The sequence below is a fragment of the Streptomyces sp. NBC_00442 genome (assembly GCF_036014195.1).
Lineage (GTDB): Bacteria > Actinomycetota > Actinomycetes > Streptomycetales > Streptomycetaceae > Streptomyces.
The window spans coordinates 2371761-2391534 of the sequence record NZ_CP107918.1 but is presented as its reverse complement, the minus strand read 5'-3'; the positions used below and the strand labels follow the sequence as shown (position 1 = coordinate 2391534).

Here is a 19774-nt window from a genome sequence, read left to right as displayed (position 1 = left end):
CCACTCGGCCGCGATCAGCAAATCAGCGGGCGCACCACGGGTGCCAGACCAATCGGTGACGCCCGATACGGACCACTCGGGATTCACTTGACCCCGGCGGGGCGATTGGGCTGATCTGTTGCAGGCCCGCCGAACGATTTCCCCGCGCTTTCGCCGCCCGCATCTCTCCCCGCCCGTATCTCCCCGTCCGCCCGTACCGGAGGCAGTAATGAGAAACAGCATCTGGGACACCGAAGTGAAGACCGAGAACGCGGCGGCCGAGGCCGCCGAATCCTGGCGCGGGCGTCCCGCCGCGCAGCAGCCCGACTGGCCGGACCCCGCCGAACTGCGCGCCGTCACCACCGGTCTTGAGCAGGCGCCGCCGCTGGTCTTCGCCGCCGAGTGCGATCTGCTGCGCCGGCGGATGGCGGCGGTCGCCCGCGGGGAGGCGGTGCTGCTCCAGGGCGGCGACTGCGCCGAGACGTTCGCGCGCACCACGTCGGACGGCATCCACGGCAAGCTCAAGACGCTGCTCCAGATGGCCGTCGTCCTGACCCACGCCACCGCCCTGCCGGTGGTCAAGATCGGCCGGATGGCCGGGCAGTACGCCAAGCCGCGCTCCCAGAACCAGGAGGTGCGCGACGGCGTGACACTGCCGTCCTATCGCGGCGACGCGGTCAACGGCCTGGAGTTCACCCCCGAGGCGCGCCGCCCCGACCCGCGCCGGCTGCGCACCATGTACGAGGCGTCGACCACCACGCTCAACCTGGTCCGCGCCCTGACCACCGGAGGCTTCGCCGACCTCGGCCAAGTGCACGCCTGGAACCAGGGGTTCGTGGCCGACTCGCACGTGGGCGAGCAGTACGAGGAGCTCGCCGACGAGATCGACCGCAGCCTCGCCTTCATGAAGGCGTGCGGGGTGGACACGCGGGAGCTGGGCACCGCCGAGTTCTTCGTCGGCCACGAGGGCCTGCTCCTCGACTACGAGGCGGCCCTGACCCGCACCGAGGCCGAGACGGGGCGCACATACGCCACCAGCGCCCATCTGCTGTGGATCGGGGAGCGGACCAGGGACCTGGACGGGGCCCACGTCGAGTACTTCTCCCGCATCGACAATCCCATCGCGGTCAAGCTGGGTCCCTCCACCACCCCCGACACCGTCCTCGGCCTGCTCGACCGGCTGGACCCGGACCGCGAGGCCGGCCGGCTGACCTTCGTGGTGCGGGCCGGCGCGGAGCGCGTGCGCGACGTGCTGCCCACCCTCGTGGAGAAGGTCAACGCGGAGGGTGCCCAGGTCTGCTGGGTCAGCGATCCCATGCACGGCAACACGATCACCGCCGCGAGCGGCCACAAGACCCGCCGGTTCGACGCGATCCTGGACGAGGTGCGCGGCTTCATGGAGGTGCACGACGCGCTGGGCAGCCACCCGGGCGGCATCCACGTGGAGCTCACGGGGGACGACGTCACCGAGTGCGTGGGCGGCGGCAACGCGGTGCTCGCCGAGGAGCTGCACCACCGCTACGAGACGGCGTGCGACCCTCGGCTCAACCACACCCAATCGCTGGACCTGGCCTTCCAGCTGGCCCGGATGTACCGCGAGCGGCCCCGGGTCAGCGCCCGGCCGCGGACCCTTCGATGATCTGGAACGGCGGGTTCTGGGCGAGGTAGAAGTGGTCGCCGGCCAGCGTGCGCACCTCGAAGGGACCCCGGGTCGTCTCCTGCCAGGCGGCGGCCTGGGCAAGGGCGACCCGGGGGTCCGCCTCCCCGACCAGGGCCGTCACGGCGCAGCCCAGCGGGGCGTGCCGGGGGCCGTCGTAGGAGGCGAGCATGCGGAAATCGGCGCCGATGTACGGCATGACGAGTTCCACGAATGCGGGATTGCGCAGGAGTTCGGCATCGGTGCCGCCCAATTCCACCAAAGTGGCCGCAATGGATTCGTCGTCCCACCGGGCGGCGGGATCGGGACGCATCAGACGCGGGGCGCGGGCGCCCGAGGCGAAGAAATGATCGAGCGTAATTCCCTCGCCCTCCAGAGCCACCGCGGTCTCGTACGCGACGATGGCGCCCATGCTGTGTCCGAAGAACACGGTGGGCCGCGCGTCCTCACGCATCAACCGGGCCGCTTCGCGGGCGATTTCATGGGCCATCGGTATCAAGCCGCCGGCCGGTGACTCGGCTATCCGCTCGGCCCGGCCCGGATAGCAGACCGCGTGCACCTCAAACGCGCCGAGCGCCTTGCCCCAGCTCCGGAAGAAGTACGGCGACCCCCCGGCGTGCGGGAAACAGATCACCCGTCGCGCCGCGAACGGCTGAGGCACGACGCGTTGTATCCAGACCATTGTGCCCCCAAGACCCGTTCCAGCCGGCTCGTCATACGTGCCGCCAGGATCGGGCGGGGGCCTGACAGCGGCCTGACACCCGGCGCCCGCGCGCTCGCCCCGCACACGAAAACGGCGCACCCGGTGTCGCGGGTGCGCCGCTTCAGTTCGGGGGACTACGACGCGTCAGGCGTCGTAGTCCATGTCGAACTTGTCCTGCTGGTCCTGAGCGTCCTGACGGGCCCGGTCCGAGGCCTCGTCGGCGCGCTCCCGGCCCTTGCCCTGGGCCTGCTGCCCGCGCTCCGACGCCTCGTCGCGGGCCGAGCCCATGGCGTCCTTCGCCTTGTTCTGGAGCTCCTGCGCCTTGTCCTGGAACTGGTCCTTGATGCCCATCTGGCTTCACTCCTACGGGGGTGTGAGGGGGCGGCGGGCCGGGGTTTCTCCCTCGGCTCCTCCGGGCCTCGACCAGCGTGGCACGAGGGAACATCCGGCGCATTCCCAACGATTACGGATCGTGACGGGAGGGGGAGGCGGCAGCCCCGGGCCGGTCCCCGGTGCCCGCGTACGATGCGCATTCGCGCAGCCGTTCGCAGCGCGTTCGCACCACCCGATGAGGAGCACCGTTCCCGTGGAGATACCCCCGCCGCCCGCGCCCGACCAGCCCCAGGAGCCCTGGCCGGGGCAGGGGTTCGGACGGCCGGCGCCGCATCGGGCGCCGGGGGCCGCGCCGGGCCCGTATCCGGGGCAGCCGATGAACGGCGGCCCCTGGTACCCGTATCCGGTGGCGCCGCAGCGACCGCCCGTGAGCGGGCTCGCCGTCGCCTCCCTCGTCACCGGCATCCTGTGCTGCATACCCCCGCTCGGCCTGGTCCTCGGCGCCTTCGGCCTCCGGAAGATCAAGAAGGAGGGGCAGCGCGGCACAGGTCTTGCCGTCGCCGGCATCGTGCTCTCCACCATCGGCACGATCCTGCTGGTCGTCTCGATCGTGACGGGCGGACTGGGCGACAGCTGGCAGAGCTTCAAGGACGGCTGGAACAGCTCTGTTTCCTCCCGCTCCTCGGGTTCTTCGGGCACCTCGCGCAGCATTCTCGACCTCCGCAAGGGCGACTGCTTCGACGTGCCGGGCGGCAAGCTGGAGCGCGAGGTCGACACGGTGCGGATCGTGCCGTGCGCGGGCAAGCACGACGCCGAGGTCTCCGGCTCGTTCCGGCTCGCCGGCGGGGGTGCCTACCCGGGCCAGGACGCGGTCCACGCCCAGGCCGACGCGCGCTGCCTCGACCTGGAGCAGGCGTACGCCATGGACCGGTGGCAGGTGCCGGCCGAGGCGGACCCGTACTACTACACGCCCAGCCGGCAGAGCTGGTCGATCGGCGATCACACGGTGACCTGTGCCTTCGCCTCGCAGGGCGGGCAGCTCCAAGGGTCGGTGCGCAATGACGCCGCCACCCTCGACGCCGACCAGATCGCGTTTTTGAAGGCGGCCAACGCCGTCGAGAGCGCCATGGCCAAGGCCCCCGACGAGGACCGGGTCGAGGACGACCTGGCCGGGTTCAAGGCGTGGGCGGGCCGGACGGGCCGCGTACTGGACGCGCAGACGGGCGAGTTGAGCGCGTACGGCTGGCGGCCCGCGGCCCGCGCGGAGGTGCAGCCGTACATCGACGGCCTGAAGGCCGCGCAGAAGGAGTGGGCGAAGGCGGCGGCCGCCACCGACGCGAGCGACTTCTCCCTGCACGCGGGAGCGGCCGACGCGGCCCGGAAGCAGACGGACGAGATCACCGCCCGCGGCGCGCTCGGCCTCAGCACGACCCCGCCCGCCACCGACGGCGGCTCGGACGGCGGCTCGGACGGCGGCTCGGACGGCGGCTCGGACGGCGGCACCGGTGGCGACAGCGACGGGGGCGACGACGGAAGCGGCACCGGTTCCGGAATCGGTGGTTCCAAGAGCGTCTGAGAAGGTCACGGGCCGGGCAGAACGTATCCGCTGTACCGCGGGTACGCCCTGCGCAGAGGCGAGTCATCACTTCGAGTGAATGTTTGGCCTCTGCTTGCGGGAGTCAACCCACGGTTGCCACGCTGTTGCAGTCTGTCAACCTGATGGGAGTGGCCAGTGACATTCGGTGAGCAGCCGGCCTATCTGCGCGTAGCCAGCGATCTGCGGGAGAAGATCGTGAGTGGCTCGCTGCCGCCGCACACCCGGCTTCCTTCGCAGGCCAGGATCCGCGAGGAGTACGGGGTTTCGGACACCGTGGCGCTCGAGGCGCGCAAGGTGCTGATGGCCGAGGGCCTGGTCGAGGGGCGCTCCGGGTCGGGCACGTACGTGCGCGAGCGCCCGGTGCCGCGCCGGGTCGCCCGCTCCGGTTACCGGACGGCCAAGGGCGCCACCCCGTTCCGCCAGGAACAGGCGGAGGAGGCGGCGCGCGGGACGTGGGAGTCGAACAGCGAGCAGGAGGAGGCGAGCCCGGAGATCGCCAAGCGGCTCGGCATCCGCCCCGGCGACCGCGTGATGCGGACGCGGTACGTGTTCCGTGACGCGGGCGAGCAGATGATGCTGTCCACGTCGTGGGAGCCGCTGGCCGTCACCGGCCGCACCCCGGTGATGCTGCCCGAGGAGGGGCCGCTCGGCGGGTGCGGGGTCGTGGAGCGGATGGCCGCGATCGACGTCGTGGTGGACAACGTGGTCGAGGAGGTCGGTGCGCGCCCGGGGCTTGCGGAGGAGCTCCTGGCGCTCGGCGGCGTCCCCGGTCATGTCGTCCTCGTCATCGAGCGGACCTACTTCGCGTCGGGGCTCGCGGTGGAGACGGCCGACGTCGTCGTTCCGGCCGACCGCTACCGGGTCGCGTACCACCTTCCGGTGAAGTAGCCGGCGCGGGCCGGTCACGGGGGTGCACCCAGGGGGTGCGCCCCCGTTCGCATGTGCGCGTTGACCGAATTCGTATCTCTTTGTGCAAAGTCGGATCCGCTGAGTGAAGGTCAGGCGTACGCTCGGGCATATGCGGATTGCGGTTTCCTGGGGATCCTTACTGACCTGCACGCCGACGCCGGGAGAGATGCGATGAACGACAGTGGCGCCGTGCTCGCCTGGCTGGTGATACGTCAGGACGACAACGGCAACCAGTACCGCGTCGGCAAGTACGCGACGCAGGCGGAGGCCCAGCGCATCGCGGACAGCCTCGACGACCGCGGGCACAAGCAGCTCTACTGGGTCGAGCGGATCGGAGCCCCGGCCCCGCAGTGACCGCGGCATGAGGAACCGTCCGGAGCGCGCGTTACGCTCCGGCGCATGAACGAGACCGTGGTGGTGGCCGGAGCCGTGTACGACCGGGGCCGCCTGCTCGCCGCCCGCCGCAGCGCCCCGCCCGAGCTCGCCGGACGCTGGGAACTGCCCGGCGGCAAGGTGGAACCGGGCGAAAGCCCGCAGCAGGCGCTGGTGCGCGAACTGCGCGAGGAACTCGGCATCGAGACCGAGCCGATGGAACGGATCGACGGGGAGTGGCCGCTGCGGCCCGGACTCGTCCTGCACGCGTGGACGGCGCGGCTGCTCGTCGGCGAGGCCCGCCCGCTCCAGGACCACGACGAACTGCGCTGGCTCGCGCCCGACGAGGCGGACGCCGTCGACTGGCTCCCCCAGGACCGTCCCGCGGTCGCGGAAGCCATGCGCATTCTGGGGAACCTGGGTCATTAGTGCCGCCATCCGCCCCACTTGGGGATAGGACGTCCCAATTACCGGGTATGTGCCTATTAATCGTTTCTAAACCCCCCGAACCATCGGATGCGGGTGATCGGCGTGATCGACACCTCGGGCGAGTGCGCCGAGTGGACCTTCCCTGCTGAGCCGGGGGCCGTACGGACCGCCCGGCATGCCGTCCGGGACGCGCTGCGCGGCTGGGACCTCGAATCCGGGGCCGTCGACGTCGCGGTTCTCCTGGTCAGCGAGCTGGTGACCAACGCTCTGCGCTACGCGGAGGGGCCCATCGGGGTCCGGCTGGACCGGCCCGACCACACCACCCTCCTGGTGGAGGTCTCGGATCCGCTGCCGGATCCGCCCGTCGAACGAACCGCCGGAATCGACGACGAGGGGGGCCGGGGAATGCAGCTCGTGGCCTGTTCCGCCCGGCGGTGGGGAACCCGCCGCGGCAGAACGGGCAAGACCGTGTGGTTCGAGCTGGCTCTGCATGGTTAGAAGGAGGGAGGGACGGACGATCACAACCCTCGCGTGAACCCGCCGACAACGGCTGGAAAAGAACGAGACCGGGATGTGATCGTGAACGCCGTGCCGGTTGGGGCCGTAGTGCTGAATACTGCGGTCAAGGCCGGTCCGGTGCGGTGAGCTGGAGGGGACGGTCGCGTGAGCGAGATACCTGAGCAGGCTGGCGATGTCGTGTGGCAGAGCAGCCCGCCTGGCTCGATCTATGACTACATCCGCGTCGCCTCGTTCTCGATCGGCCCGGACGGACTGATCGAGCAGTGGAGCCTACGGGCCGAGGAGCAGTTCGGCCTGGCCGCGTCCGCCGTGATCGGGCGCGATCCCGTCGAGGCGTTCATGCCCCCCGAGCTGCGCCCGCGCGGTCACCGCCGGGTCGCCGAGATCCTCGACGGCAAGGAATGGACGGGCGTCGTCCCCTTCCGGGTGCCGGCACCCGAGGGCGGCGAACGCGCGCAGGGTCTCGCCGAGCTGTACGTCATGCCGAGCCGAACGGCCACCGACGAGCGGGCCGCGCTCTGTATCGTCGTCGACGTACGCGCTCTGCGCGGAATCGAGACCGACCTGGCCGCGTCGCAGGCCATTTTTGGTCAATCTCCCTACGGGTTCCTGCTGTTCGGTACGGACCTCACGGTGCTGCGCGCCAACCGGCGGTTCGCCACCGTCTTCGGCGGTGCCCCCGAGGAACACCGCGGCCACACCGTGCACGACTACCTCTCCCGTGCCGAGGCCGACCGGATGGGCGCCGCCCTGCGGCGGGTCCTGGACACCGGCGAGTCCGTCATCGACCTGCAGATAGTGGGCTCGGCGCCCGGGGGCCGCGACCGCAGGCACTGGTCGATCAACCTCTACCGGGTGCACAGCGGCACCGGGCGCCCCATCGGCGTCGCCGGCCTCGGCATCGACGTGACCCGCCGTCACAACGCGGCCCGCGAAGCCGCGGACGCCCGCCGCAACCTCGCCCTGCTCAACGAGGCCGGCGCCCGCATGGGCAACACCCTCGACCTGGAGACCACCGCCCGCGAACTCCTCGACATCGCCGTCCCCGGCTTCTGCGACCTCGCGTCCGTCGACCTCTACCAGTCGCTGCTCGCCGGCGACGACGCCGCCGCCGGAAGCTCCGACGGGCGCGGCGAACTGCGCAGGGTCGCCTTCGCGAGCGCCGTGTCGGACGGGCCGCTGGCCGGCGGCGAGCCCGAGGTGGGCGTCGGCGACGTCCACCGCTACCGCTTCCACTCCCCGTACGCGAGCGCCCTGCGCACCGCCCGGATCCACACCGTGCCCGCGGCCGACGGCGGCCTCGTACAGACCACCCTCGCCGTCCCGATGGTCGCCCACGACACCGTCGTCGGCCTGGTGCAGTTCGCCCGCGCCAAGGGAAGCGAGCCGTTCGGGGAACGCGACCGCGCGCTCGCGACCGAGCTCGCCTCGCGCGCCGCCGTCTGCATCGACAACGCCCGCCTCTACCGCAGGGAGCACGAGCGTGCCCTGATCCTCCAGCGCTCCCTGCTGCCACCCGGCGCCCCCGAGGCGGCCGGGCTCGACATCGCCTGCCGCTACCTCCCCGGCAGCGCCGAGTCCGAAGTCGGCGGCGACTGGTTCGACGTCATCGAGCTGCCCGGCCACCGCACCGCGCTCGTCATCGGCGACGTGATGGGCCGCGGTCTGCGCGCCGCCGTCGCCATGGGCGAACTGCGCACCGCGGTCCGCACGCTCGCGCTGCTCGACCTCGAACCCGCCGAAGTCCTCTCGCACCTCGACGAGATCGCCCGCGGTCTCGGCGCGCCCGGCGGCAGCCAGCAGGCCTCGCGGGTCGCCCACAAGTCCCGCGACGCGGACCTCGGCGAGGTCTACCTCGCCACCTGTGTGTACGCGGTCTACGACCCGGTCACCCGGCGATGTACGTTCGCCAACGCCGGGCACCTGCCGCCCCTGCTGGTCGAACCGGGCGACGACCCGGGGGAGCCCGCGATGCTCCTCGACGTGCCGCCAGGGCTGCCGCTCGGCGTCGGCGGCGAGCCCTTCGAGGAGGTCGAGGTCGATCTGCCCGAGGGCGCCCTGCTCGCCCTCTACACCGACGGGCTCGTCGAGTCCCGCGACCACCCCCTCGACGAGGGCCTCAACGCCTTCCGCAAGACCCTCACCGACCCGGACCGCCCCCTCGAGGACGTCTGCGACCAAGTGCTCGGCTCGCTCGACACCCGGCACGGCGAGGACGACATCGCGCTGCTGCTCGCCCGCATCCAGGGCCTTCCGGTGGACGCGGTCGGCGACTGGCGGCTGCCGCGCGAACCCCGTTCGGTGGGCCGCGCCCGCGAACTCGCCCGCACCCAGCTGCTCGCCTGGGACCTCGACGACCTGGTCGACACCACCGAACTCCTGGTCAGCGAACTCGTCACCAACGCCCTGCGCTACGGCGACGGGGAGATCAGGCTCCGGCTCCTTCGCGACCGTACGCTCGTGTGCGAGGTGTGGGACGCCGGGCTCGTGCAGCCGAGGCGGCGCAGGGCTCGCGACACCGACGAGGGCGGCCGGGGACTCCAGCTGGTCGGCCTTCTCAGTGCCGCCTGGGGAGCGAGGCGCACCCCGCGCGGCAAGACCGTCTGGTTCGAACTCGCCCTGCCGGACGGGGAGTCGGGTCCGGTGGAGCTGACCGAGGAACAGATCCTCAGCATGTTCTGACGAGACGTCAGGTGACGCTGTCGGGAGACGTGCCGGAAGGTGGAGGCTTTCAGGTGGTGGCTTTCAGGGCGGCGAGCCGGGCCTCCACCTCCGCCGTGTCGCCGAGGTCGTCCAGCCGCTCGAACTGGCCGTCCAGGCAGGAGGCGGGGAGTTCCTTGCCCGCCAGCCGGGTCTCCTCGCGCCGCACCTTGTCCTCGAAACGTCTCAACTCGCTGGTGGTGTCGAGAGCGTTGACGCTCTCGGAGGCGCCCGTCGTCCGGCTCAGGGACCGCACCCCGTCGTGCTGGGACTTCAGCTCGCCGAGCCGGGACCGCATTCCGTCGAGCGCCGCGCCGAGCCGGGCCACGAGGTCGCGCTGGGCGGCGATCGCGGGCTCCGCGGCCGTCGCCTCCCGCTCCGACCTGAGCTGCCGTGCGAGTGCCACCTTGGCGAGCCGGTCGAAGGCGTCGGCCGCCGCGTCCGAACCGGAGGCGCGCAGCACGTCCGCCTTCCGGCTCACCGTCCGGGCCCGCGCGCCCCACTCGCCGTCCGCCTTCACGTCCTCGGCGTGGTCCTGTTCGAGCAGTCGCAGCGTTCCGAGCGTGGTGGAGACGGCGCGCTCGGCGTCGGCGATGGCGGCGGTGTAGTCGCGGACGAGCTGGTCGAGCACGGCTCTCGGGTCCTCGGCCCGCTCGACGAGGGCGCCCACGTCGGTCGTCGACAGGCGCACGGCGCGGCCGAGTACGGACTGCTTGTCGCTCATGGCGTGTCTCCTCGCGCGTGACCGGCCGGAGTCGCCGCCGCGCCGCCGCTCACCATGGGCCGCCGCCCGCTCTGCGGGCCCGGGTAGCGGGGCCGCCGAAGCATGCCGGCCCGCCGGGGCGGCCCCGGATGGCGTGGCCGGACGGGCGGCCGGATCCGCGGCCGGCGGTGTCGTCACCGCCGGAGCCGCCGGAGCCGCCGGAGGCGTCGGAGGCGTCGGAGCCATCGGCGTCGTCGGTGTAGGAGCCGTCGTGGGGGGCGTCCAGGATGATCCCGCCGAGCAGGGCGCCGCCCAGGCCGCCGTCGCCGGTGCGACCCGCGAAGTCCCGCTGCCCGTACGCAGCCGCGTCCTGCTCGGACAGGGCCAGCGCCTCGCGGGCCAGGGCGTCGGCGGCGCGGGCCGCGTCCAGCGCGCCCACCGGGTCCGATGCGACGGGCGGCGCCGATTCCAGGCTGCTCAGGGCCGCGGCGAGGCGGGTGCGGGCCCGGCTGCCCACGGCGCCGCGGCGGGTGGCGATGTGGTCGCCGGCCCCCGCGACCGAGGCCCGCGCGGCGAGCGTCGCCGCATTGAGGACCGCCCGCGCGGGCGGTGGGGGGAGCGCGTCCTCGTCCTCGCTCACCGCCGCGGCGGTGTCGGCCGCCTGGACCCGGCGCAGCGCGTCGATCGGATCGTAGGGCCCGGCGGTCGACTCCTCGCGGACGGCGGCGAGCGCGGACTCGGCCCGCGTGATCCGCTCGCGCAGGGCGGCGGAGGGCTCGCCGCCCTCCTCCACCATCCGGCGGGAGTCGGCGAGAGCGGCCTCGCAGGTGGCGAGCAGGTCCGGCAACATCCCTGCCGCATCCGCCAGTTCGCGTTCGCGCCGCTCGACCGATGCGACCAGGAGGGCCACTTGGGCGACGGCGCCCTCGGCGGCGCGCACCCAGACCGCGGCGCCCTCGCCGTCGTCCGCGTCGAGCGCCTGGCGGGCCCCGCCCAGGCTGGTCGTGGCGAACATGAGACGGTCCTTCGCCTCTTCGACGTGCCGGGCCACGGAAGCCGTCGCGGAAGGGGCGTACCGCCGGAGCAGCCCGGTGAGGGTGGCTTCCGCGGCGCCGGTACGGGTGGTCAGCTCGCGGAAGGCGGCCTCGGCGGAGGCGACGGCCTGGGCGGCGTTGGGACCGAGGCCGCGCAGCCGGTCGAAGGCGGCCGCTTCGGCGTCCAGGCGCCGCCCGGCCCCCTCGCAGCGTGCTTCCATCTCCGCCAGTACGCGGCGCCGGGCCGCCTCGTCCTCGGGCCGGCCCTCGTCGAGCTCCTGCCGCAGCCGGAACGCGCCGGCGAGCTCGCTCCGCGCGTGGGCGAGGGCCTCGCCGAACGGGCGGACGGCCTGGGCGCCGGCCCGCGATCGCGCGCGGTCCAGCTCCTCCGCGCTCGTGCGGACCGCCTCGTCCGCGGCGACCAGTGCGGCGCGGACCTCGGCGTCGAGCACGGCGAACGCGGGGGCGGCGAGCGGGACGGGCTGGGGCTGCACGCCCGAACTCGCGGGTGTGGTCCGTGCGTTGGTACGCCGTTTCCGTCTGGCGTACGCGTATGCGGCGAGCGCGCAGGCCAGGACGACGACGCCGATGGGAAGCACGAGGTACGTGCTCGACCCGGCTCCGCCGTGGGCGGCCAGGGGCCACGCCGCGAGGCCTTGGGCGGCGGCACGGGCTCTTCTGGCGGGCGGCGTCACACGACCGAGCGTATGGCTGGAACCAGCCCCCCGCGACCGGAACCCCTGGGCTCCGCCCCGCCCCCCCATTTCGCCCGTTCGCCCACCCTCCCGCCCGTGCGGCCACTTGAGGGTGCACCTCTCCCCCAAGGCCTCAAGGGCCAGGGGCACCCCCATGACGGGCTGAGGTGGCCCATGCTGCCCGGCCCCGAGTAGCCAAGGGGCGCGGGGAACTGTGCGACCGGCCCCCACCGGCCCGCACCCGAAAGCGAACCGGGGTTTTCAGGGGCGCGGGGAACTGCGCGGGACGCGGGCACGGTCCGCGGACGAAACGAAACCGGGGTTCCAGGGGCTTCGCCCCAAACTCCCCGCCCGGCTCGGGCGCGGCTACGCTGAGCGCCGGTAAGCCGGGCAGGGGGCGGGGGAAGCGTACGCATGGCACGGATACGGACCTGGTGGCACGGCCGGGGCGGGCGCCTGATCCGCAGGGCCCTGCTCACCACCGCCCTCACGCTCGCCGTGACCGTCGCCGCCGCAGGCGTCGGCCTGCGTGCCCAGTACGCGGGCGACCCCGGCGCCGACACCAGGACCCGCGACCGGGACGCGTACTGGCTGGGACACGCCTGGGTCGACGGACGCAAGGGCGAGAAGGACCTCGACGCCTTCGCCGCCAAGGTGCGCGGCAGCGGCATCAAGGACCTGTTCGTGCACACCGGCCCGCTCGACCACGACGGCACCCTGCCCGCCACCCGCTACCCCCGGGCCCGCTGGCTGGTGGACGGCGTGCACCGCAGGCTGCCCGGCGTGCGCGTACAGGCGTGGCTCGGCGACGAGCTGGCGAGCGAGGGGCCCGTCGGGATGCGGCTCGACGACGCCGCGACGCGCGCGTCGGTCGTCACCAGCGCCCGTCAGGTGCTCGACACCGCCCACGTCGACGGCGTGCACTTCGACCTGGAGCCCCTGCCGTCGGGCGACCGCGACTACCTCGCCCTGCTCGACTCGCTGCGCGCCCTCACCCGGCCCCGCGGTGCCCTGCTCTCGGTGGCCGCGCACCAGATAGACCCGCTGCCCGCGCTGCACTCGGCCGCCGATGAACTCACCGGCCACGGCAAGTGGTGGTCACAGGCCTATTTCGGCCAGGTGGCCCGCCGCGTCGATCAGATCGCCGTGATGTCGTACGACACCTCGATGCCCCTGCAGAGTCTGTACGGCGGGTATGTCGCACGGCAGACGGCCCTCGCGCTCCAAGTGACCCCGAAGCGAACCGACTTGCTCATGGGTCTGCCGTTCTACGACGACGAGAGCATGACCCACCACGGCTCCGCCGAGACCGTGGAGGCGGCCGTGCGCGGAGCCCGGCTCGGACTCGCCCGCACCGACCGCCACCGTCAGCACTTCGGCGTCGCCCTGTACGTCGACTTCGCCGAGCGAGGCGAGGACTGGGGCGCTTACCGCAAAGGGTGGAGCAAAGAAGGCAACTGATGGCTCGCCAGGTGGTCAGGTGTCGAGGCACCATCAGGCTTCGCGGCGGCGGATGCGGCTGCCCAGCCACACCAGCGGGTCGTACTTACGGTCCACCGCCCGCTCCTTCAGCGGAATCAGCGCATTGTCGGTGATCTTGATGTGTTCGGGGCACACCTCCGTGCAGCACTTGGTGATGTTGCAGTAGCCGAGGCCGTGTTCGTCCTGTGCGTCCCGCTTGCGGTCGAGGCCCGCCTCGGACGCCGCGTCCAGCGGGTGCATGTCGAGTTCGGCCACCCGCATCAGGAAGCGCGGGCCCGCGAAGGCCGTCTTGTTCTCCTCGTGGTCGCGCACCACATGGCAGGTGTCCTGGCACAGGAAGCACTCGATGCACTTGCGGAACTCCTGCGAGCGCTCCACGTCGATCTGCTGCATCCGGTACTCGCCGGGCGCCACCCCCTTGGGCGGCACGAACGCCGGGACCTCCCGTGCCTTCGCGTAGTTGAAGGACACGTCCGTCACCAGGTCGCGTACGACCGGGAAGGCACGCAGGGGAGTCACGGTGATGACGTCCTCGCGGCCGAACGTCGACATCCGCGTCATGCACAGCAGGCGGGGTCGTCCGTTGATCTCCGCGCTGCACGAACCGCACTTGCCCGCCTTGCAGTTCCAGCGCACCGCGAGATCGGACGCCTGGGTCGCCTGGAGGCGGTGGATGATGTCGAGGACCACCTCGCCGTCGTTCACCTCGACCGTGAAGTCGGTGAGTTCACCGCCGCCGGTGTCCCCCCGCCACACCCGGAAGCTCGCATCGTACGTACTCAACTCTTCAGCTCCTCTTCGGCGAGGTACTTGACCAGCTCCTCCTTCTCGAACAGGGAGAGCAGATCGGCACGGATGGGGTCGGTCTCCTCGCGCACGAGCCTGATCTGGCCGCGCTCGGGGTCGGGCGGCGCCATGCCCTCGGCGGGGGCGGCCAGATGGCACAGCAGGTTCACGCGGCGCCAGGAGCGGTCCATCGACGGCCAGTCCTCGCGGGTGTGGCCGCCGCGGCTCTCGGTGCGCTCCAGGGCGGCCCGCGCCACGCACTCGCTCACCAGGAGCATGTTGCGCAGGTCGAGCGCGAGGTGCCAGCCCGGGTTGAACTGGCGGTGCCCCTCGACCCCGGCCCGCCGGGCCCGCGCCCGCAGCTCGGCGAGCTTGCGCAGCGCCTGGTGCATCTCGCCCTCCCTGCGGATGATGCCCACCAGGTCGTTCATGGCCTGCTGGAGCTCCTGGTGCAGGGTGTACGGGTTCTCGGCGGGCGAGCCGTCCCCGGGGGCCTCGGCGCTGAAGGGGCGCAGCGCCTCCGCGGCCGCGGCGTCGATCTGCGCCTCGTCCACCGGGGGCCGTACGGCGAGTGAGTGCGCGTACTCGGCCGCGTGCAGCCCGGCCCGCCGGCCGAAGACCAGCAGGTCGGAGAGCGAGTTGCCGCCGAGCCGGTTGGAGCCGTGCATGCCGCCGGCCACCTCACCGGCCGCGAACAGGCCCGGCACGCCGCGGGCCGCCGCGGAGTCGGAGTCGACCGCGATGCCGCCCATCACGTAGTGGCAGGTGGGCCCGACCTCCATCGCCTCGGCCGTGATGTCCACGTCCGCCAGCTCCTTGAACTGGTGGTACATCGACGGCAGCCGGCGCCGGATCACCTCGGCCGGCATCCTCGTGGAGACGTCCAGGAAGACGCCGCCGTGCGGGGTGCCCCGGCCCGCCTTCACCTCGGCGTTGATGGCGCGGGCGACCTCGTCGCGGGGGAGCAGCTCGGGCGGGCGGCGGTTGTGGTCGGGGTCCTCGTACCAGCGGTCGCCCTCCTCCTCGGACTCCGCGTACTTCTCCTTGAAGACGTCCGGCACGTAGTCGAACATGAACCGCTTGCCCTCGGAGTTGCGCAGCACCCCGCCGTCGCCGCGCACCGACTCGGTGACCAGGATGCCCTTGACCGACGGCGGCCAGACCATGCCGGTGGGGTGGAACTGCACGAACTCCATGTTCAGGAGCGGCGCCCCGGCGAGCAGCGCCAGCGCGTGGCCGTCGCCGGTGTACTCCCACGAGTTGGAGGTCACCTTGAACGACTTGCCGATGCCGCCGGTGGACAGGACGACCGCGGGTGCCTGGAGGACGAAGAACCGGCCGCTCTCGCGCTCGTAGCAGAAGGCACCCGACACCCGGTCACCCGCGGCGGAACCGCTGTCGGACGCGGCCTTCAACACCCGCGTGACCGTGCACTCCTGAAAGACCTTCAGGCGGGCCTCGTAGTCGCCGAACTCCTTCTTGTCCTCCTGCTGGAGGCTCACGATCTTCTGCTGGAGGGTGCGGATGAGCTCCAGGCCCGTGCGGTCGCCGACGTGTGCGAGGCGCGGGTACTCGTGGCCGCCGAAGTTGCGCTGAGAGATCCGGCCGTCGGCGGTGCGGTCGAACAGGGCGCCCCAGGTCTCCAACTCCCAGACCCGCTCCGGCGCTTCGCGTGCGTGCAGCTCCGCCATGCGCCACTGGTTGAGGAACTTCCCGCCGCGCATGGTGTCGCGGAAGTGGACCTGCCAGTTGTCGCCGGAGTTCACGTTGCCCATGGAGGCGGCGATGCCGCCCTCGGCCATGACGGTGTGCGCCTTGCCGAAGAGCGACTTGCAGATCACCGCGGTGCGGGCGCCGCGCTCGCGGGCCTCGATCGCGGCCCTGAGGCCGGCGCCGCCCGCGCCCATCACGACGACGTCCCACTGCTGCCGTTCCAGCTGAGTCATCTACGCTGCTTTCACTTGGAAGGACTTAGAAGAACCTCGGATCGTCGAACGCCCCGGTCGCGAGCAGGTACACGTAGAAGTCGGCGAGCGCGACACTGATCAACGACGCCCAGGCCAGCAACATGTGACGGGCATTCAGTTTTCCGACCCAGCCCCATAGCCGGTAGCGCACCGGATGCTTGGAGAAGTGCCGCAGGCGCCCGCCGACGATGTGCCGGCAGGAGTGGCAGGACAGGGTGTACGTCCAGATCAGCGCGATGTTGACCAGGAAGATCAGGCTGCCGAGCCCCATGTGGCCCCACCGGTAGTGCTCGTCGCGGAAGGAGAGCACCGTGTCGTAGGTGAGGATCCCGGCGACCACGACCGCGAAGTAGAAGAAGTACCGGTGGACGTTCTGCAGGATCAGCGGGAAGCGGGTCTCGCCGGAGTACTTCTTGTGCGGCTCGGCCACCGCGCAGGCGGGCGGCGAGGCCCAGAAGCCGCGGTAGTACGCCTTGCGGTAGTAGTAGCAGGTCAGCCGGAAGCCGAGCGGGAAGATCAGGATGAGGAGCGCGGGGGACAGGCCCCACCAGCCGCCGAAGACGTCCGCGTTCGGGCCGTGCCGCATGGGCGCGCAGGTGTCCGCGAGGCACGGCGAGTAGAACGGTGAGACGTAGGGCGCGTGGTAGTAGTCCGCGTTCGCGAACGCCCGCCAGGTCGAGTAGACGACGAAGGCGAGCAGCCCCGCCGCGGTGACCGCCGGTGCGAGCCACCAGCGGTCGGTGCGCAGATGGCGGGGGGCGATCGCGGCGCGTGCGGCGTCGTGGACGCCGGTGCCGTCCCCGGTCAGGGGAGAGGGTTCCGTGCCTGTGGCCAAGAGTGGCTCCCGTGGAGGGTCAGGGGGTGCGCCGGCCGCGGGACCGGGTGCTCCCGAGTCCTTCGTCGTCCGAGTCGGTCCAGAGCGAGGCGTCGTACGGGGCGTCGGGGATGGTGACCAGGTCGGGGCGGGCGGGTGCGCCGGGTGGTGCGGACTCGCGGAGCAGGGCGAGGCTCTCGCGAAGGTGGTCGGCGTCGGTCCGTACCCGCCGGATGTCCAGGCCGTGCCCGACCTGCTTCTCCAGGCGTCCCACGGCGCGCACCAGGTCGTCCAGACAGTGCTGAGTGGCCGTCAACTCGTCGTGCAGGGACATGACTTGCCTGCCTTTCGCCGGAGCGGGTGGCAATGTTCATGCGCCGAAAAGTGTCGCGCCTCACATGCGCGGTTGTGAAGGTGCGTGCACGGGGTTGTGGGGTCGCACGTTCCCCGGGCGCCCCCTGGGGAGCCGGTGTCGGCCATCCGGGTGGTCCGGGCTGCCGCGTTCGCGGATGCGTTCGGCCGCACGGGTGGGCTTCGGGGTCCGTCCCGCCGTGTCGCCGCCCCCGGGGCGCGAGCGTCCTCTTCAGTGACTGGGATACGTGTGATCATCGCGAAATGCCAACAAACCCCATAAGTCTGACGAAGAGGTACAAGCCATGTCCCACGTCGGTGACCCGAACGGGAGGGCGCCCCGGATCGTCGCGGCGATCCGGACCGCGGCCTCTCTGCGGTCGCGCTCCGTCGCGCTCCTGACCAGCGGAGTGCTCGCGCTCCCCGTGCTGACCGGCTGCGGCTCCGCCGACGGCGGGACCGCGGCAGGCGCCGCGCCCCAGGACATCGGGGCCGCGGCCCGGACGCAAGTCGCCGACGGGGGCACCCTGAAGTGGGCCGTCGACGCGATGCCCGAGACGCTCAACACCTTCCAGGCCGACGCCGACGCCACGACCCAGCGGGTCGCCCAGGCGGTGCTGCCGGCCCTGTTCACCCTGGACGACCACGGCCGCCCGCAGCGCAACGCCGACTACCTGGAGTCCGCCGAGGTCGTCCAGCGCGAGCCCAAGCAGGTCGTGCTCTACAAGCTCAACCAGAAGGCGGTGTGGAGCGACGGCCGCGAGATCGGCGCCCCCGACTTCGTCGCCCAGTGGCGCGCCCTCAGCGGCAAGGACTCGGCGTACTGGACAGCGCGCAACGCCGGGTACGAGCGCATCGAGAAGATCGAGAAGGGCGCCAACGACCTGGAGGTCAAGGTCACCTTCGCCAAGCCCTACGCGGACTGGCGCTCCCTGTTCAGCCCGCTCTACCCGAAGGACGTCACCGGCACCCCCGACGCCTTCAACGACGGCGCCCGCACCAGGCTGAAGGCGACCGCGGGGGCCTTCCGGCTCAAGGAGGCCGACCGGGCCAAGGGCACGGTCACCCTGGAGCGCAACCCCCGCTGGTGGGGCCTGCCCGCCAAGCTCGACACCGTCGTCCTGCAGGCCGTGGCGCGCGACAAGCGGGCGGCGGCGCTCGCCGCGGGCTCCGTCGACGTGGCCGAGATCGACCGTGGCGACGCCGACCGCATCGCGCTCGCCGAACGCGACAAGGGCCGGGCCGTCACCCACGGCCCGGGGGCCGCGATCACCCCCGCCTCCGCGCTGCGCTCCTGGGCCATCGCCCACAGCGGTGAGGAGGAGAAGGCCGAGGCGGAGCGGCAGGCCCGTAAGGAGACCCTGGCCGCCGTCGACACGTACGCCTCCGAGCAGTCCGCGCTACGGGGCTTCGCGGTCCGCAAGACCCTGGAGCCCGCGTACACCCAGCTCGCCCTGAACGGCGCGTCCGGGCCGCTCGCCGACGAGCGGGTCCGGCGCGCGGTGGCCCGCGCCCTGAACCGCAAGGAGATCGCCGAGGCGGTCCTCAAGCCGCTCGGTCTGCCCGCGCAGCCTCCCGGCAGCCACCTCGCCCTCGCTGGGCAGGACGCCTACACCGACAGCAGCGACGCCCTCGGCAGCCAGGACACCCAGGAGGCGCGGGCGCTGCTCGCGGACGCCGGATGGACGGCCGGCGGCGCCCGGCAGAAGCCCAAGCAGGAGGCGGCGAAGGCGGGCAGCAAGCCCGAGGGCGAGCAGGAGTCGGAGGACGGCAAGCGCCCCGCGGCCGGAAACCACCCCGACGACGAGGGCACCTACATCGTCGGCGACGACAAGCCCGGCAGCTCCGGGTCGGGCGCCGGCTCCCGTACGTACGTGCTCGCACCGGGCCGCGTCGCCGCGCTCCAGCAGGCCGCCCTCATGAGCCAGGCCCGGATCTTCGACGGCGAGCCCGCCGAGCAGGTGAACAAGGGCGCGGGCAAGGACACCAAGACCGAGGCGCGGCTCAAGGGCGGCGCCCCCGGCGCGTACGCCCCGAAGGGCACCGCGGCGCCCGCGCCCCAGAGCGGCCCGCTCGGCAAGGACGGCAAGCCGCTCACCCTGCGCTTCGTGCTGCCGTCGGGCCCCGGCTCACAGTCGTTGCGCGACGTGGGCGACAAGGTCGCGGCGATGCTGAAGACGGTCGGCATCAACACCGAGATCATCAAGGTCGCCGACGACAGCTACTTCAAGGACCACATCGCGTCGGGCGATTTCGACCTGGCGCTCTACTCGTGGCCCGGCACCGCCTACCCGGCCACCGACGACCGGCCGATCTTCGCCAAGCCGGAGCCCGCGGCCGACGGCTCGCTCCTCGTCGAGCAGAACTACAGCCGGGTCGGCACCGACCACATCGACCAGCTCTTCGACCAGGCCGCCGGCGAGCTGGACGAGGACGAGGCCCGCGACCTCGTGCACAAGGCCGACGCCAGGATCTGGGCGGCGGCAGGATCGATTCCCCTCTACCAGCGCCCGCAGCTGGTCGCCGTGAAACCGAATGTGGCCAATGCGGGAGCCTTCGGATTCGCCGCCCCGCGCTTCCAGGACATCGGGTTCAAGAAGCCGGAAACGGCGCACAACGGATCGAAGAACTCTCAGGACTAGAAGAGCAAACCAGCAGGTCAGAAGCGGGCCGCGGGTGCGGCTCCAAGCTCAGAACCTGCTCAAGTCCCTTGCCCGCCGACCCCGTCGGCGGGCAAGGTCGTG

The 19774-nt window shown here is 72.2% G+C and carries 17 protein-coding genes; 9 read left to right on the top strand and 8 right to left on the bottom strand.

Annotated elements, in window-relative coordinates:
- The first annotated feature begins 208 nt into the window (after nucleotides 1-208).
- Nucleotides 209-1618, top strand: coding sequence for a class II 3-deoxy-7-phosphoheptulonate synthase (locus tag OG432_RS10550; protein WP_328310080.1), 1410 nt, complete (start codon nucleotides 209-211; stop codon nucleotides 1616-1618).
- Here the strand turns inward: OG432_RS10550 and OG432_RS10545 are convergent.
- Both OG432_RS10545 and OG432_RS10540 read right to left on the bottom strand, forming a co-directional pair.
- Nucleotides 1590-2297 carry a thioesterase II family protein gene (locus OG432_RS10545; protein WP_328310078.1) on the bottom strand — a complete coding sequence of 236 codons (708 nt, stop codon included), beginning with the start codon at nucleotides 2295-2297 and terminating at the stop codon, nucleotides 1590-1592. The genes OG432_RS10550 and OG432_RS10545 overlap by 29 nt on opposite strands.
- A gap of 186 nt (nucleotides 2298-2483) precedes the next feature.
- Entirely contained in the window at nucleotides 2484-2690 is a 207-nt protein-coding gene (locus OG432_RS10540; RefSeq protein WP_328310077.1) for a hypothetical protein, read from the bottom strand.
- A 235-nt stretch (nucleotides 2691-2925) separates the two neighbouring features.
- On the opposite strand from OG432_RS10540, the gene OG432_RS10535 reads away from it, so the two are divergent.
- The 6 genes from OG432_RS10535 to OG432_RS10510 all read left to right on the top strand — a co-directional run bounded on the left by OG432_RS10535 (nucleotide 2926) and on the right by OG432_RS10510 (nucleotide 9180).
- Nucleotides 2926-4248 carry a DUF4190 domain-containing protein gene (locus tag OG432_RS10535; RefSeq protein WP_328310075.1) on the top strand — a complete coding sequence of 441 codons (1323 nt, stop codon included), beginning with the start codon at nucleotides 2926-2928 and terminating at the stop codon, nucleotides 4246-4248.
- Nucleotides 4249-4404: 156 nt separating this feature from the next.
- On the top strand, nucleotides 4405-5157 hold the full coding sequence (locus OG432_RS10530; RefSeq protein WP_328310073.1) for a GntR family transcriptional regulator: 753 nt from the start codon (nucleotides 4405-4407) through the stop codon (nucleotides 5155-5157).
- 192 nt (nucleotides 5158-5349) lie between these two features.
- Nucleotides 5350-5532, top strand: a complete 183-nt coding sequence (locus tag OG432_RS10525; protein WP_328310071.1) for an SPOR domain-containing protein — start codon at nucleotides 5350-5352, stop codon at nucleotides 5530-5532.
- Nucleotides 5533-5577: 45 nt separating this feature from the next.
- On the top strand, nucleotides 5578-5979 hold the full coding sequence (locus tag OG432_RS10520; protein ID WP_328310069.1) for a (deoxy)nucleoside triphosphate pyrophosphohydrolase: 402 nt from the start codon (nucleotides 5578-5580) through the stop codon (nucleotides 5977-5979).
- 93 nt (nucleotides 5980-6072) lie between these two features.
- Nucleotides 6073-6477, top strand: coding sequence for an ATP-binding protein (locus OG432_RS10515; protein WP_328310067.1), 405 nt, complete (start codon nucleotides 6073-6075; stop codon nucleotides 6475-6477).
- 165 nt (nucleotides 6478-6642) lie between these two features.
- On the top strand, nucleotides 6643-9180 hold the full coding sequence (locus tag OG432_RS10510) for a SpoIIE family protein phosphatase (protein WP_328310065.1): 2538 nt from the start codon (nucleotides 6643-6645) through the stop codon (nucleotides 9178-9180).
- A gap of 49 nt (nucleotides 9181-9229) precedes the next feature.
- Here the strand turns inward: OG432_RS10510 and OG432_RS10505 are convergent, their stop codons facing one another.
- A complete protein-coding gene (locus OG432_RS10505) occupies nucleotides 9230-9922 on the bottom strand; it encodes a PspA/IM30 family protein (RefSeq protein WP_328310063.1) in 693 nt (230 codons plus the stop codon).
- A 49-nt stretch (nucleotides 9923-9971) separates the two neighbouring features.
- Nucleotides 9972-11630 carry a TPM domain-containing protein gene (locus OG432_RS10500; RefSeq protein WP_328310061.1) on the bottom strand — a complete coding sequence of 553 codons (1659 nt, stop codon included), beginning with the start codon at nucleotides 11628-11630 and terminating at the stop codon, nucleotides 9972-9974.
- Nucleotides 11631-12044: 414 nt separating this feature from the next.
- Between OG432_RS10500 and OG432_RS10495 the strand changes: the two genes are divergently transcribed.
- A complete protein-coding gene (locus OG432_RS10495; protein WP_328310059.1) occupies nucleotides 12045-13091 on the top strand; it encodes a glycosyl hydrolase family 18 protein in 1047 nt (348 codons plus the stop codon).
- A gap of 33 nt (nucleotides 13092-13124) precedes the next feature.
- Here OG432_RS10495 and OG432_RS10490 read toward each other — a convergent pair whose 3' ends face one another.
- The 4 genes from OG432_RS10490 to OG432_RS10475 are packed head-to-tail and all read right to left on the bottom strand — an operon-like array spanning nucleotide 13125 to nucleotide 17013.
- Nucleotides 13125-13895, bottom strand: a complete 771-nt coding sequence (locus OG432_RS10490; protein ID WP_328310057.1) for a succinate dehydrogenase/fumarate reductase iron-sulfur subunit — start codon at nucleotides 13893-13895, stop codon at nucleotides 13125-13127.
- Complete coding sequence (locus OG432_RS10485; RefSeq protein ID WP_328310055.1) at nucleotides 13892-15844, bottom strand: fumarate reductase/succinate dehydrogenase flavoprotein subunit; 1953 nt, start codon at nucleotides 15842-15844, stop codon at nucleotides 13892-13894. The genes OG432_RS10490 and OG432_RS10485 overlap by 4 nt, the downstream gene beginning before the upstream one ends.
- A 25-nt stretch (nucleotides 15845-15869) precedes the next feature.
- The gene (locus OG432_RS10480; RefSeq protein WP_328310054.1) at nucleotides 15870-16700 is read right to left on the bottom strand and encodes a hypothetical protein; all 831 of its coding nucleotides are present in this window, start codon (nucleotides 16698-16700) and stop codon (nucleotides 15870-15872) included.
- A gap of 19 nt (nucleotides 16701-16719) precedes the next feature.
- Nucleotides 16720-17013 carry a hypothetical protein gene (locus OG432_RS10475; protein ID WP_328310052.1) on the bottom strand — a complete coding sequence of 98 codons (294 nt, stop codon included), beginning with the start codon at nucleotides 17011-17013 and terminating at the stop codon, nucleotides 16720-16722.
- Between the two features lie 322 nt (nucleotides 17014-17335).
- On the opposite strand from OG432_RS10475, the gene OG432_RS10470 reads away from it, so the two are divergent.
- The gene (locus OG432_RS10470) at nucleotides 17336-19672 is read left to right on the top strand and encodes an ABC transporter family substrate-binding protein (RefSeq protein ID WP_328310050.1); all 2337 of its coding nucleotides are present in this window, start codon (nucleotides 17336-17338) and stop codon (nucleotides 19670-19672) included.
- The last annotated feature ends 102 nt before the right edge of the window (nucleotides 19673-19774 follow it).

Coding starts and splice junctions, on each gene's coding strand:
- OG432_RS10550 (WP_328310080.1), top strand. CDS start 209: ATGAGAAACAGCATCTGGGACACCGAAGTGAAGACCGAGAACGCGGCG.
- OG432_RS10540 (WP_328310077.1), bottom strand. CDS start 2,690: ATGGGCATCAAGGACCAGTTCCAGGACAAGGCGCAGGAGCTCCAGAAC.
- OG432_RS10475 (WP_328310052.1), bottom strand. CDS start 17,013: ATGTCCCTGCACGACGAGTTGACGGCCACTCAGCACTGTCTGGACGAC.
- OG432_RS10520 (WP_328310069.1), top strand. CDS start 5,578: ATGAACGAGACCGTGGTGGTGGCCGGAGCCGTGTACGACCGGGGCCGC.
- OG432_RS10495 (WP_328310059.1), top strand. CDS start 12,045: ATGGCACGGATACGGACCTGGTGGCACGGCCGGGGCGGGCGCCTGATC.
- OG432_RS10505 (WP_328310063.1), bottom strand. CDS start 9,922: ATGAGCGACAAGCAGTCCGTACTCGGCCGCGCCGTGCGCCTGTCGACG.
- OG432_RS10485 (WP_328310055.1), bottom strand. CDS start 15,844: ATGACTCAGCTGGAACGGCAGCAGTGGGACGTCGTCGTGATGGGCGCG.
- OG432_RS10525 (WP_328310071.1), top strand. CDS start 5,350: ATGAACGACAGTGGCGCCGTGCTCGCCTGGCTGGTGATACGTCAGGAC.
- OG432_RS10470 (WP_328310050.1), top strand. CDS start 17,336: ATGTCCCACGTCGGTGACCCGAACGGGAGGGCGCCCCGGATCGTCGCG.